Source organism: Pseudomonas sp. Sample_9 (genome assembly GCF_004307535.1).
Taxonomy (GTDB): domain Bacteria; phylum Pseudomonadota; class Gammaproteobacteria; order Pseudomonadales; family Pseudomonadaceae; genus Aquipseudomonas; species Aquipseudomonas mercuritolerans.
Genome location: NZ_RAZO01000162.1, coordinates 9,968 through 23,395, shown reverse-complemented (window position 1 = coordinate 23,395; position 13,428 = coordinate 9,968). Strand labels below are relative to the sequence as shown.

Sequence of the window (13,428 nt, the reverse complement as noted above, 5' to 3'; positions counted from 1 at the left end):
GGCCGGTTTGTTGTTTTCAGGCCACGTTCTCCAGATTCGCCTGCCGCACCACGGCGGCCAAGCGCTTCAACCCTTCGTCCAGCCGCACCGGATCAATGTGGCTGAAATTCAAACGCAAATGCCCGTGATGGTTGTCCGGCTCTGGAAAGAACGGCTCGCCCGGCATGAACGCTACGTCATTGGCCAACGCCTCGTTGAGCAATGTTCGCGTATCCAGCGGCTGCTTCAGCGTCAGCCAGAAAAACAGTCCACCCTGCGGCATGTTCCAGTCCGCCAGATCAGCAAAATGTCTTTCCAGCGCTGACTGAAAAGCATCGCGACGCTGCCGATAGAAATCCCGCAGTTGGCCCAAGTGCTGTTGATATTGCTCTGTGCCGATCCATTGCAGCGCCTGCCACTGACCGATGCGATTGGTGTGCAGATCCGCCGATTGCTTGAGTTTGAGCAGATGCGCAAACAGATCCGCACTGGCAATCAGATAACCGACACGCAAGCCAGGGAGCAAGGTTTTCGACACGGTGCCGGTGTAGATCCAGCTGGTTTTCTTCAATCGCGCGGCAATCGGTTTAGCACTGCCGCCATCGAAGGTCAGTTCGCGGTACGGCTCGTCTTCGATAAGGGTGACGCCGAATTCGTCGAGCAATGCGGCGACCGCTGCGCGCTTGGCCTCGCTATAGCGCACCGCAGAGGGATTCTGGAAAGTCGGTATCAGGTAGATGAAGGCTGGGTGATGGTGTTCCAGCCGACTGCGCAATTGCGCCAGGTTGGGGCCGTCGGCTTCCTGCGGCACAGTCAGGCAATCGGCGCCGAACAGCTGGAAGATTTGCAACGCGGCCAGATAAGTTGGCGCCTCCAGCAGAATCTCCGTGCCCTTGTCGATGTACAGCTTGGCGGCCAGATCCAGGGTTTGCTGGGAGCCGCTGACCACCAGTACCTGACTCGCCTCACAGTTGAGACCGAGCGCCCTCGCCTCTGCCGCCAAGGCCTCGCGCAAAGCCGTCTCGCCTTCGCTCATACCGTACTGGCCAAGGGATAACGGCATCTCGGCCCATTGCACTTTGGGCAGCATTGCTTCAGCAGGCAGACCGCCGGCGAATGACATCACCTCCGGACGCTGAGCGGCGGCGAGGATTTCTCGGATCAAAGAACTTTTCAGGCGCGAGACACGTTCGGAAAAAGCCATGGAAGTCACCGTAGCGAGGGATGCGAAAAGTGAGTCAAACTGATTGACTGAAACTACGACAGCTGAAGCGAGTACGTCAACATGCTTGACCTTAAAAACCCGTCCATTCAGCAACAGGCCATGGAAGCGTTTTTCTTCGGCTATCAGGCGTTCACCGCCAAGGCCGATGAAATGCTCGAGCGCCGCGGCCTCTCACGGGTGCATCAGCGCATCGTGTTTTTCATCGCGCGCTATCCGAACCTGAGCGTGAAAGAGCTGCTGGCCCTGCTCGGCGTGAGCAAACAAGCGTTGAACATGCCCCTGCGCCAGTTGCAGGAAATGCACCTGGTCGACAGCGTCGCTTCGCAGACGGACAAGCGTAAACGTCTGCTGGAGCTGACGGCGGAAGGTTTGAAATTCGAGCAAGCGTTGCGGCGTGAGCAGGTGAAATTGCTTGAGCGGGTGTTTGCCGAGGCTGGGGAAGCGGCGGTGAATGGCTGGCTGGCGGTGAATTTGGCGCTCGGGAACGGTCAGACACATCTCGATTGACTATTCGGGCCTCATCGCTGGCAAGCCAGCTCCCACAATGATCTGTGGATGTCCACAAAACCTGTGGGAGCTGGCTTGCCAGTGATGGGATCCTCAAAGCGATATATCACTATCGACGGAATTTTCGGAAACAAAACAAAAAACAATATTTGCTTTATTTGTACACAAAAGCATAATCCACTGCGTGCGAGTTCCTGACTACACGGTCAACAAATTCGCGTATGCCTCAAAGGGCCGCTGCCACCCCTCATGGGTCCGGCCCTGGAAATAACAATAAAACTCTTGAGGAGTACTCGCTGTGGAAAGCCGCAAATCCGAAGCACCGCCGCTCGAGCTCACGCCGCCATTACGCAATGGCCTGCTGGAGCGTCTGTTCAAACTCAGCTTGCATGGCACCACGGTGAAGACCGAGCTGATTGCCGGTCTGACAACCTTCATCACCATGGCTTACATCATTTTCGTCAACCCGAACATCATGGCCGACGCTGGTATCGATCACGGTGCGGCGTTCGTCGCCACCTGCATCGCTGCCGCATTGGGCTGCCTGTTGATGGGGCTCTACGCCAACTGGCCGGTCGGCCTCGCACCCGGCATGGGCCTCAATGCGTTCTTCACCTACACCGTGGTCGGCACCATGGGCTACAACTGGGAAACCGCGCTCGGCGCAGTGTTCGTTTCGGGCGTGCTGTTCATGTTCCTGACCTTTTCACGGATTCGCGAGTGGCTGCTCAACAGCATTCCGGTCAGCCTGCGTTTTGCGATGGGCGCCGGTGTCGGTCTGTTCCTGGGCCTGATCGGGCTGAAGACTGCCGGTATCGTCGTCGACAGCCCGGCGACGCTGATCAAACTCGGCTCGCTGCGTGAACCTGGCCCGCTGCTCGCCGCGATCTGCTTTTTGATGATCGCGATCCTCAGTTACCACCGCGTCTTCGGTGCAATCCTGATCAGCATCATCACCGTCACTCTCGCCGGTTGGGGTCTGGGCCTGGTGCACTATGAGGGCATCATGTCTGCCCCACCGAGCCTGGCGCCGACCTGGATGGCGATGAACGTCGCTGGCGTGTTCAACGTCAGCATGATCAGCGTCGTGCTGGCCTTCCTTTTCGTGCATATGTTCGACACGGCGGGTACGTTGATGGGCGTGGCCCAGCGCGCCAATCTCGTCGCCGCGGACGGTCGCATCGAGAACCTTTCCCGAGCCATGAAGGCCGACAGCGCATCCAGCGTATTCGGCGCCGTGGTCGGCGTGCCTCCGGTGACGAGTTACGTGGAAAGCGCCGCTGGCGTGGCCGCTGGTGGTCGGACTGGTCTTACCGCCGTTACCGTGGGTGTGCTATTTATAGCGGCAATGTTTTTCGCCCCGCTGGCTGGCATGATTCCCGCTTACGCCACCGCAGGTGCACTGATTTATGTGGCAATGCTGATGATGGGTGGCATGGCCCACATCGAATGGGACGAAGCGACCGACGCCATTCCGGCAATCGTCACGGCGATCATGATGCCGCTGACCTTTTCGGTTGCCGACGGCATCGCGCTGGGCTTCATCACCTACGTGGCGTTGAAGGCCGGCACCGGCAAGTACAAGGAAATATCCGTCAGCCTGTGGGTGCTCTGCGCGATTTTCATCGCCAAGTTCATCTTCCTGTAAGCGCTGCGCGGTTCAGGTTTCAAACCAGCCTCACCCTTACGGGTGGGGCTTTTGTGCATCTCGATAACAACAAAGGAGCAAAGCGATGAGTCTGGAAACCTGGCTGCTGTTCAGTGGCGCCGCACTGGTGGTGATCCTGATCCCGGGGCCACTGTCGTTGCTGATGATCAGCAACAGTCTTAATTACGGTTTGCGCCGCTCGTACCCCGCTTTCCTGGGCGGTGTGATCGCCTCGATCTGCCTGCTCAGCGCTTCGGCACTGGGGCTTGGCGCGTTACTGCTGGCCTCTGAACAGTTGTTCAGCGCACTGAAAATCGTCGGCGCGCTGTACCTGTTCTATCTCGCCTGGCAGAGCTGGCAGCAATCGCGCCAGCCGGCGGTGGGCGCCGAAGTGCCGCAAGCTGCCCCGGTACCGCGCTTCCGTACGCTGTTCGGGCGCGCCTTCGTATTGGGTGCAAGCAATCCGAAGGACATCCTGTTCTTCGCCGCGTTTCTGCCGCAGTTCCTCAGCGCCAACCAGCCGTTTTTGCCGCAACTGCTGATCATGATCGTGACCTGGGTGGTGCTCGATCTGTGCTGCAAACTGGCTTACGGTCTGGGCGCGCACGGTGCCGCCCGCTATCTGCGTAGCGGCAAGGGCCAGAGCTGGTTCAACCGCATCAGTGCAGGTCTGTTCGGCGGGGCCGGCGCGGCTTCTCTACTGAGCAGTCACTGATCGGTACTGCGATCTCCATATCAAGCCATCCCGATCGAATGGATTCGAAAAAGGCTGGCTTTTATGCTCCAGCAACTTTCAGACAAGTTGATCAACGACACGCAATACACCGCAACAACCCTGCGATATACAGCCCATTAAACTTCGCCGTAAGATCCGCATCTGCTTAAATGATTTCACGCCAGAACAAGGATGTTCAAATGGCCAGTCTTATTAAAAAATCAATCATCCTCACTTCCGTACCAGAGCCGAACAATAATCCCCGCGGCGACCGAGCCGTGATCACTGACATGGTTTTCGCAACCAATGCCCACACGGATTCGACCATCGACATTTCGGCCACTGCAGCAACTCAACTGAAACTTGTAGACGATCTGTTCGGGCCTTTGCAACTGGGTGAAGTTTCAATAACACGAGTGTCGCTGAACGCGCTCGGGGCGACCTTCGATGGCCAACCGCTAAACGGTAAAAATACGTTCTTTCGGCGTCCGCGCCACTCGTTCATCAATACTTTGCAGTTCAGCGCTCCGAATATAGAGCGCTATATAACTTCCTATACGGGGCGGGACAGTTATTTACTGTCCACGCTGCTGTTCGAAATGGCCAGCCGGCGACCGTTGACCGCCCCGCCTCTCATTCGCGATCCCGCGCCGAGCGACACGGATCAATTTCCATACCGAACAAAACTGGCAAAGCTTTTGAACTCGGCGCAAAAACTCGACCTGCGTCACGCACGATTGCCAAAACACCACCCGCGCTGGGTAGCAGCGATCAAGAGTTACACCACACTCGGCTCAAGTGTGGGTATTCAGGGATTTGGCATCTTCATGGGCCTGCGCGGGATCGTTGATGCCATCAAGGCCGACAATAAAACCGAGGTGGCGATAAACAGTGTCGGTATTGCTTCGGAGGGCGCCTCCATTGCAAGTGATGTGGCGGTTAACCGTATCGCTACTCAAATGCTCAATGCAGGCCAGAACGCCTACCGCGACTTTGCCAAAACCCGATTTGCCGTCAGGCTCGGGCGCTCCGGAGGCCTGATTGGCGGCGCGTTTACCTTGCCCTTCGACATCTTCACCGCAGTCAGATCGTTGAACGCCGCCGAAAACGCAACCGGCAAGGAGGCCATGGATCACTATGTGAGCGCCGGTCTCAGCGTTGCGAGTGCAGCCATGACGATCATTCTGGGCGCGGCGGCGATGGCCGGATTCGCCTTCGCGGGCCCTGCCGGACTCGCAGCCGGCGCCATTCTGGCGATCGGTTCACAAATCTACGGGGCCGTGAGAATCGTTGACGAGATTGATGACTACATCGAGCTGAGTGTCGATGAGCGCTGGCGCTCGGGCTGGTTTTCGTTCTGCATGATGGATCTCGACGAGGATATTCAGGATCGCTACTCTCGGGCGACAGCCATGATCCAGCACACTCGGCAGGCAAAGGAAACCGCCAGGAAATTGCTCGATGGCGCGCTCAAGGACAGTATCGAAGCCATTGTCAACGGCACGGTTGACGTTCAGCTCAAGCCAACACGGGTGTGGAAGCGTAACTGGTGGACCAAACAGGATGCCTGGGAATGGATCAATGTCCCGGTGATCAAGGGCGGCGATGACTCGATTGACGCCCGCGCCGGCGTCAATTCTGACACTCCCGGCGCCGAGCTCGGTATTACGGCGCAGAACAAGGGTGTTCTGTGGCTTATAGGCGACGGGCGCGACTCGATTCGTGGGGTCGAAAACAAACCCAACAGTTTCCATTACAGGTCCGGAAGAAAGGAACTGACGGGAGGCACCAGCGATGACCGCTTCGTCTTCGAGGGAGCTGCGGATCTGCTCCGCCAGCCAGCAGACGTAGCCGAGCATTCCACGCTCAGGGGTGGAGCAGGTAACGACACGCTGGCGCTCGGCGGCATCCTGCATAATCCGCGCAGACCCGACATCGGCTTCGACGTCGACTTGCCCGCAGGTACGCTGCATACAATGCAGCCGGATATCAGCGCTGAAGACGGCGTCAGATACTCTTTTCACAGTTTGATCGAAAGTATCGAGAACGTTGAGACCGTGGACTCTGCCGCCAGCATTGTCACAGGCACCGACGACCGTAACGTCATCAAGTCACGCGGTTACGACACAATCAAGGCCGGTGCAGGCGACGACCAGATTTACCTGCTGCACCGCGGTGCAACTGCTTCGGGAGAAGCGGGTATCGACGAGTATTTCATTGAGCATCAGAGCGGTCGTTTCTCTATTGACGAAGATGGCAATGATCAGTCTTTCATTATGTTGAACTGGAACAAGGATTTGATCGAAAGCTGGAGTATCGACAAGGGCTCGCTGGTCATTGCCTCAAAATTCGACTTCTTCGATACCCCGCAAAACATCGTCACCATTGACGGCGTATACAAACAAGAGCTCGCCCAATATCAGCTGAAGAACAAATTGCTGACGTTCATCACCCGTGATGCTTTCTATCTCCAGCCAATACTTCCCGAACAAATTGAAAGCGATGACCTCGTCGATATCGAGATAACGGTCATCAAACATGGGAACCCGCCAAAAGCAACCATTCTTTTTGACTCGCATTATCTGATCAATGATCAGAATGATCACAGTTACTACATTCCTCGCTCCGCGAAGAGCATCGATTTCTATTCGGTGAAACGCGATGACGCAGTGACCAGACTTTATCTTGACTATGCCAGCAATGAACTGACGAAAGTCGAAGAGCATTATTCTGCACGCCAGTCGGATGCCAAAAACGATCTGGTGGCCGGATGCAATCTTGTTTATCACTTCGGTGCAAAAACCTTGGGCCTGGCCAATTTTTCCTTCGCCAGGGGCGGTAGCGACCCCATGAACATGGAAAAAATCCTGCGCACCATGGCTTGCACCCCGAATCAGCGATATCTGCTTGTCTTCAGCGACGGGGTCGCTGCCAATGCGACTCTTTCGTCGCAGAGCCATGTGATACCAGAGGGCCAGACCTACCAACACCATGCTTTCACAAAATGGGTTCAGGAAGCTCCGCTGCCATTGACGATGCGCAAAGGCGACTACTTCTACGACCTGCCGGAAAACGAAGCTCACAACATGAGCGCGCACTCCGAATGTGCGCAGCTGTTCTCCTACTCTGGCCAGACTGCGATGGAATGTTTCGAGGGCCATGGCGCGACCTATCTCATGCATCTGGCGGCCGACATGATAATCAGGCTCTCGACACCCGGCGCTCTGGCCACGGCTGAAATCCGACTGCCTCGTTCATCCACCTGGGAGCTGGACGCGACGAAACTCGGCAAGGTCGATATCACCCTGGAAAATAACCAGTTGCGTATCGGTACCTGCGTTATCCACTTGCCCGTTTATGGAAGTGAAGACCTGATCGACCAGATTCAGGTGATTACCGAGTACGGGGTTGTGCATACCGTCGACCTGTCTTTCGACCGGGTCTACCTGGATGGACTTGACGGCCGTTTTTTTACCGAGCCCGACGCATCCAGAGTATTGCCCGAAGCACTGCTCGCCCTGGCAAACGAGGAGCTGCGCGGCCGACATATCGTCGCGGCCGCCGACGGGCAGGCAGTGAATTACAAATTCCCTGCGTACGGGTGGGTGCTGAGCAAGGACAGGTCGCGCATCGAGTCATCAGAACTGTGGGTTCTGCACCAGTGCGTCCATTTGCGCCCCGATCTCTTCAAACCACAACCGTCGATGACTGCGGCCTGAATCGGCATCAGGCCGACGTCATCGATTACTCCGAGGTTTTCGCAGCCGGGTCTCTCCGCCTGTGAACGCCTGTGCTCACTTGGCATTGGGGCGCCTCCTGGCGCTTCACGCCTTCATTTACACGAGTTTTTCCAATGGCCAAACCGCCCAAGAAATTCGCAACACCCCCAATAACCGATATATCTGCAACCACAACGACAACGACAACGACATCCACAACCACACGAACCGTAGAGACAACCTCAAGCCGCGCCATAACGGCAACGGTTGATGCTTTTGTGTCTCGCCCCGGCTCCACGGTTGCGCACGTCACGCAAACCACACAAGGTCCGGAGACTCGCCAGGCGGCTGTGGTTGTGACCCCGATGCCTGACCGAACTGTCACTTCCCCTGACGCCGCTAACCGGTCGATCGCCTGGCCCCAGAGTCGCCGCGACGAGTTGACTCCTTTTGGGGAAAACACGGGCTTGTTTACCGGGCCTGATCAACGCATTTATGCGCAAATCGCAGACGAGGGCCTTTTTGTTGTCGAGCGGAATCAGCAAGGCCGATATTACGTGCCGTTGACTTTTGCGCCAGGCGTTCCCGGCCCCCTGCTGGCGAAGATCGACGGCCAGGCGAGTTGGCGCATTCAGCGTCCGGGCTGGCAAACATCGCCCGAACAGGGTGAGACATCCGCTGCGGCGCAAACCCCGACGTACATTTCCATCGAAGATGCAAAAAGACTGACTGCGGCTGAGATGGACACCAATGGAGTGCGGTACAACAAGCTCAAGCAGACTTTCGTCACTACGGTTGACGGCACGGTCATGGTTCGCAAAAACCAAAACGGCGAATATCAGCAAGCATTTGCATCAACGAGTGAGGCGCCGGAGATATTTTTTGAACAGATTTACGGAACGGTCTTCTGGCGACGGAAAACCTTGCACACTGCATCGACCGAGACCGCGAATGCCGGCCATCCCGCCAGCGCTGAGCCCACCGAAGCAATAGCCGGCCCAAGCAAGCGGGCAAGAGTTGAAGAGCCAACCCAAGCGTCGTCTGGCACACAGGACGAAGAGGCTAAGCTTGCATGGATTCGCTGGGGTCTGTTGAACACCCCACCAGTGGCATCGGTGCAAATGGGCCATCTGCACTATCCCATTGTGCCAGTAGGCTCCAATAAGGCACCGCAGATCTTTTTCGTTCTTAACCCCGAGTTCATGCCAACCGACTTCAACTCCTTCGAAAACATGCTGCAAACCGCGCCCCACCTGCAACCGGTGGCGGCGTATCGATTTGGCGTCAACCCGGGAGAAGTTCATCCCGGTGACCTTCTTTTCCAACAGCCCTTATGGGCAACCGTCAGGCAAATGTTTCCCGGCTTGTCCGACCTCACCGCGCGAGCGGTGGCAATAAGGATGTACGAAACTGCTGACAATTCTTCAACCATCACTGGTACCGGGCTGGTCAACATTCACACCATTCTGAATCAATGGAAGTACCCTGCGTTTGCCAACGCCACAGAGTTCGCCGACCCGGTGAGCATGCTGGCGGTGGCACCTTATACCGAGCGCGCTGGAAAACGACTGATTCGATTGCCCTCGCAGACTGACGCCGAGTTGCTGCGGCTGACGTTCGATCCGCAGGGATCGCCGGTTGAATGGCATCACTACACGACCGACCCGACAGAGCTGAACCTGCAGCGCCTGCTCAGCGCGCTGCTGAGGCGCAGCGGGTATGACATCTATCCAGTGCCGCACGAACGCGGCGCGCCGACGCTGGTATTCAAGGGTGCTCAAAATGACCGGGTGTTCTTGCTGAAGGGCGCCGTCGATCATTCAGACCTTTCCCCTACGCCGGCCGATGAATTGACGCAGCCCGGTCTTCCCGCCAGAGTTGGCCCCGAAGCCTTTGAGGCCCTGACCGAAGCCGCGGCACAAAAAAAACTGACCTGGCTGCTCGGCGGTGTGCTGAAGGTCGACGGCGTTCCCGACTCGGTGTTCATCGTTCGCGAGCGCTAAAGGTCACCCCCGAGCGTCGTGATCGCAGACTCTGCGTTCACAATTGATCGGTAGGTAAAAAAACGCATAAAAAAAGCCCGCAGTGTGAGCGGGCGAAAGACCAAAGAAGCTATATGCGCAGTCGCTTCCCGGTGGGGGCAGCTGCTTGGGGGTCAGCTGCCCCGATAAGTGGAATAGCTGTAAGGCGAAATCAGCAGGGGCACGTGATAGTGCTCCTGCTCGGCGCTGATGCCGAAGCGCAGCACCACCACGTCCAGGAAGGCCGGCTCGGGCAGTTGCACGCCACGGGCGCGGTAGTAATCGCCGGCATGGAACTGCACCTGATAAACCCCGCTGCGGTAATCATCGCCCTGCAGCAACGGCGCATCGACCCGGCCATCACTGTTGGTTGTCGCACTGGCGACCAATTCCAGGTGCGATCCTTCAACGCGGTACAGCTCGACCTTGATCGAGCTGCCCGGGCAACCGTGTGCAGCGTCCAAAACGTGTGTTGTCAAACGTCCCATTGATTCTGCGCGCCTGGCCGCAACAAGCGGTCAGACTTCGCGCCTCCCGAAGTCAGTTGAAAAGGAGACCGCACCGTTTCGGAGCACGAAACGCTGCGGCGAGCGACTGATTAAGACACTTTTCAAAAAAATTGTACACAATAAAAACGACATTTTTCGCGTCACCCCCGCCATGCGGGCCTTAATCGTCAATTCGCAGGCAAAGCGCCTGATCATTGAACCTTCTATTCATTAGCTGACTGGTCAGGCAGGTTTCTTGCAGGCTTGAACCGTTAGCAGCAAAAGATGACAGCCGGTGAAAAATGCGAAAATTCAGGCTTACAAAATGTAAATAAAGTTGTATACAATCAGCCCATCGCTGTGACGCCAGCCTGCCAGGCCGCCACACCAATCTGTCAACGTACAAGAAGGAAGACTGCAGTGAGCGCTGACTACCCACGCGACCTGATCGGTTACGGCAGTAACCCTCCTCACCCACACTGGCCGGGTAATGCCCGGATCGCCCTGTCCTTCGTGCTCAATTACGAAGAAGGCGGCGAGCGCAACATCCTGCACGGCGACAAGGAATCCGAAGCCTTCCTCTCCGAAATGGTCGCTGCTCAGCCGCTGCAAGGCGCGCGCAACATGAGCATGGAATCGCTTTACGAGTATGGCAGCCGTGCCGGCGTCTGGCGGATTCTGAAGCTGTTCAAGGAATTCGACATTCCGCTGACCATCTTCGCCGTGGCCATGGCCGCCCAGCGTCACCCGGACGTGATCCGTGCGATGGTCGAGGCCGGCCATGAAATCTGCAGCCATGGCTACCGCTGGATCGACTACCAGTACATGGACGAAGCTCAGGAACGCGAGCACATGCTCGAAGCGATCCGCATCCTCACCGAACTGACCGGCGAACGTCCGCTGGGCTGGTACACCGGCCGTACCGGGCCGAACACCCGTCGCCTGGTCATGGAAGAAGGCGGTTTCCTCTACGACTGCGACACCTACGACGACGACCTGCCCTACTGGGAGCCGAACAACCCGACCGGCAAGCCGCATCTGGTGATCCCCTACACCCTCGACACCAACGACATGCGCTTCACCCAAGTGCAGGGTTTCAACAAGGGTGACGATTTCTTCGAATACCTCAAGGACGCGTTCGACGTGCTTTACGCCGAAGGTGCCGAAGCGCCGAAAATGCTTTCGATCGGTCTGCACTGCCGCCTGATCGGCCGTCCTGGTCGCCTCGCTTCGCTCAAGCGCTTTATCGAATATGCCAAAAGTCATGAACAGGTGTGGTTCAGCCGTCGCGTCGACATCGCGCGTCACTGGCAAGAAACCCACCCGTACCAAGGGACTGCAAAATGAGACGCTTTCAAACCCTGCAACCGTCGACCCTGAGCCGCGACGCTTTCGTCAAAGCCTTCGCCGACATCTACGAACATTCGCCATGGGTGGCCGAAAAGGCCTACGACCTCGGTGCGGACGCTTCGATCGACGAGATCGAAACCCTGCACCAGCGCATGAGCGATATCCTGTTGAGCGCCGATCATGCCAGCCAGCTGGCCCTGATCAACGCTCACCCGGACCTGGCCGGCAAAGCTGCCGTCCAGGGCCAGCTTACCGCGGCCAGTACTGAAGAACAGTCGGGCGCGGGGATTCACCAATGCACGGCCGAAGAGTTCCAGCGCTTCACCGAGCTGAACGACGCCTACAAAGCCAAGTTCAAGTTTCCCTTCATCATGGCGGTAAAAGGCAGCAACCGGCATCAGATCCTCGCGGCGTTCGAAACGCGCATCAACAATTCGGTGGAAGCCGAGTTCAAATACGCGCTGGCGGAGATCAACAAGATAGCCCTGTTCCGTTTACTGACTCTTTAGCAAGCCTGGCCCGAGCGTGAATGAACGCGCAAACGCCCAGGGCCCTGCGAGCATCCCCAGCCAACTTATCAAAGGCAGACAAGAAGAATGAAAGCTTACGCCGTACCTTTCGAAAAATACGTCAACCTGGCCGACGCCCGTCTGGGCACCAAGATCATTTCGGTCACCGATGACTGGTTCGCAGACGCCAATCGTCTGTTCCAACCGACCCCGGCCGTATGGAAGGAGGGCGTGTTCGATGACAACGGCAAGTGGATGGACGGCTGGGAGTCGCGCCGCAAGCGCTTCGAAGGTTACGACAGCGCGGTGATCCGTCTGGGCGTACCGGGCTCGATCAAAGGCGTGGACATCGACACTTCATTCTTCACCGGCAACTACCCGCCATCGGCCTCGCTGGAAGCGTGCTTCCTGGCCTCGGGCGAACCGGATGAAAACACCCAGTGGACCGAAGTGCTGTCGGCCGTCGAGCTGCAGGGCAACAGCCATCACTACCATGAAATCAGCAACGACAAAGCGTTCAGCCACCTGCGCTTCAACATCTACCCGGACGGCGGTGTTGCCCGTCTGCGTGTGTACGGCATTCCGTTCCGCGACTGGTCCGCTGTGGGCGACAACGAGCAAGTGGACTTGGCAGCAGCCCTTAACGGTGGCCGCGCCCTCGCCTGCTCCGACGAACACTTCGGCCGCATGAGCAACATCCTCAACCCGGGCCGCGGCATCAACATGGGCGACGGCTGGGAAACTGCACGTCGTCGCACGCCGGGCAATGACTGGGTAATCGTCGCCCTGGGTCATCCGGGCGAGATCGAAAAAATCGTCGTCGACACCCTGCACTTCAAAGGCAACTACCCGGACACCTGCTCGATCCAGGGCGCGTTCGTGAAAGGCGGCACCGACAGCCAGATCGAAACCCAGTCACTGTTCTGGCGCGAACTGCTGCCAAGCCAGAAGCTGGAAATGCACGCCGAACACACCTTCGTCGAGCAGATCAAGGCACTCGGCCCGATCACCCACATCCGCCTGAACGTGTTCCCGGATGGTGGCGTGAGCCGCCTGCGTGTACTCGGCAAGGTCGCTAAATAAGGTTGAACCCGTTCGCGAGCAGGCTCGCTCCCACAGGGGATAGCATTCCAAAGGTGGGAGCGAGCCTGCTCGCGAAAGCGTCAGAACCAACAAAACAGAATCCGGAAAAGAAGAACAGCATGCGCACATTGACGATTGAACCGCTGACCAAAGAAGCCTTCGCCCCTTTCGGTGACGTGATCGA

Annotated in this window: 11 protein-coding genes; 9 read left to right on the top strand and 2 right to left on the bottom strand. The window is 57.4% G+C overall.

Annotation, left to right across the window (positions count from 1 at the left end):
- Positions 1 to 16: 16 nt before the first annotated feature.
- Positions 17 to 1,183 carry a PLP-dependent aminotransferase family protein gene (locus tag D6877_RS08645; RefSeq protein ID WP_130910491.1) on the bottom strand — a complete coding sequence of 389 codons (1,167 nt, stop codon included), beginning with the start codon at positions 1,181 to 1,183 and terminating at the stop codon, positions 17 to 19.
- An 81-nt stretch (positions 1,184 to 1,264) separates the two neighbouring features.
- On the opposite strand from D6877_RS08645, the gene D6877_RS08640 reads away from it, so the two are divergent.
- From D6877_RS08640 to D6877_RS08620, 5 genes are all read left to right on the top strand, one after another.
- A complete protein-coding gene (locus tag D6877_RS08640) occupies positions 1,265 to 1,711 on the top strand; it encodes a MarR family transcriptional regulator (protein WP_130910490.1) in 447 nt (148 codons plus the stop codon).
- Between the two features lie 298 nt (positions 1,712 to 2,009).
- Positions 2,010 to 3,359 carry an NCS2 family permease gene (locus tag D6877_RS08635; protein ID WP_024012217.1) on the top strand — a complete coding sequence of 450 codons (1,350 nt, stop codon included), beginning with the start codon at positions 2,010 to 2,012 and terminating at the stop codon, positions 3,357 to 3,359.
- A gap of 85 nt (positions 3,360 to 3,444) precedes the next feature.
- The gene (locus D6877_RS08630; RefSeq protein ID WP_130910489.1) at positions 3,445 to 4,074 is read left to right on the top strand and encodes a LysE family translocator; all 630 of its coding nucleotides are present in this window, start codon (positions 3,445 to 3,447) and stop codon (positions 4,072 to 4,074) included.
- A 200-nt stretch (positions 4,075 to 4,274) separates the two neighbouring features.
- Positions 4,275 to 7,793, top strand: coding sequence for a calcium-binding protein (locus tag D6877_RS08625; RefSeq protein ID WP_130910488.1), 3,519 nt, complete (start codon positions 4,275 to 4,277; stop codon positions 7,791 to 7,793).
- A gap of 365 nt (positions 7,794 to 8,158) precedes the next feature.
- Positions 8,159 to 9,796 carry a hypothetical protein gene (locus D6877_RS08620; RefSeq protein ID WP_130910487.1) on the top strand — a complete coding sequence of 546 codons (1,638 nt, stop codon included), beginning with the start codon at positions 8,159 to 8,161 and terminating at the stop codon, positions 9,794 to 9,796.
- A 152-nt stretch (positions 9,797 to 9,948) separates the two neighbouring features.
- Here the strand turns inward: D6877_RS08620 and uraH are convergent, their stop codons facing one another.
- Positions 9,949 to 10,302, bottom strand: coding sequence for a hydroxyisourate hydrolase (gene uraH, locus D6877_RS08615; protein WP_130910486.1), 354 nt, complete (start codon positions 10,300 to 10,302; stop codon positions 9,949 to 9,951).
- A gap of 420 nt (positions 10,303 to 10,722) precedes the next feature.
- Here uraH and puuE point away from each other — a divergent pair, with 420 nt between their 5' ends.
- The 4 genes from puuE to D6877_RS08590 form a co-directional block, all read left to right on the top strand.
- Positions 10,723 to 11,649, top strand: a complete 927-nt coding sequence (gene puuE / locus D6877_RS08605; protein WP_024012213.1) for an allantoinase PuuE — start codon at positions 10,723 to 10,725, stop codon at positions 11,647 to 11,649.
- Positions 11,646 to 12,161 carry a 2-oxo-4-hydroxy-4-carboxy-5-ureidoimidazoline decarboxylase gene (gene uraD, locus D6877_RS08600; protein WP_130910484.1) on the top strand — a complete coding sequence of 172 codons (516 nt, stop codon included), beginning with the start codon at positions 11,646 to 11,648 and terminating at the stop codon, positions 12,159 to 12,161. Before puuE ends, uraD begins: the two co-directional genes overlap by 4 nt.
- An 87-nt stretch (positions 12,162 to 12,248) precedes the next feature.
- Positions 12,249 to 13,244: an allantoicase gene (gene alc, locus D6877_RS08595; RefSeq protein ID WP_071171520.1), complete on the top strand. Its 996-nt coding sequence runs from the start codon at positions 12,249 to 12,251 to the stop codon at positions 13,242 to 13,244.
- 119 nt (positions 13,245 to 13,363) lie between these two features.
- The coding region (locus D6877_RS08590; RefSeq protein ID WP_178083654.1) for an ureidoglycolate lyase at positions 13,364 to 13,428 on the top strand (65 nt) is incomplete at its 3' end.

Coding starts and splice junctions, on each gene's coding strand:
- D6877_RS08645 (WP_130910491.1), bottom strand. CDS start 1,183: ATGGCTTTTTCCGAACGTGTCTCGCGCCTGAAAAGTTCTTTGATCCGA.
- D6877_RS08640 (WP_130910490.1), top strand. CDS start 1,265: ATGCTTGACCTTAAAAACCCGTCCATTCAGCAACAGGCCATGGAAGCG.
- D6877_RS08630 (WP_130910489.1), top strand. CDS start 3,445: ATGAGTCTGGAAACCTGGCTGCTGTTCAGTGGCGCCGCACTGGTGGTG.
- D6877_RS08625 (WP_130910488.1), top strand. CDS start 4,275: ATGGCCAGTCTTATTAAAAAATCAATCATCCTCACTTCCGTACCAGAG.
- D6877_RS08620 (WP_130910487.1), top strand. CDS start 8,159: ATGCCTGACCGAACTGTCACTTCCCCTGACGCCGCTAACCGGTCGATC.
- uraH (WP_130910486.1), bottom strand. CDS start 10,302: ATGGGACGTTTGACAACACACGTTTTGGACGCTGCACACGGTTGCCCG.
- uraD (WP_130910484.1), top strand. CDS start 11,646: ATGAGACGCTTTCAAACCCTGCAACCGTCGACCCTGAGCCGCGACGCT.
- alc (WP_071171520.1), top strand. CDS start 12,249: ATGAAAGCTTACGCCGTACCTTTCGAAAAATACGTCAACCTGGCCGAC.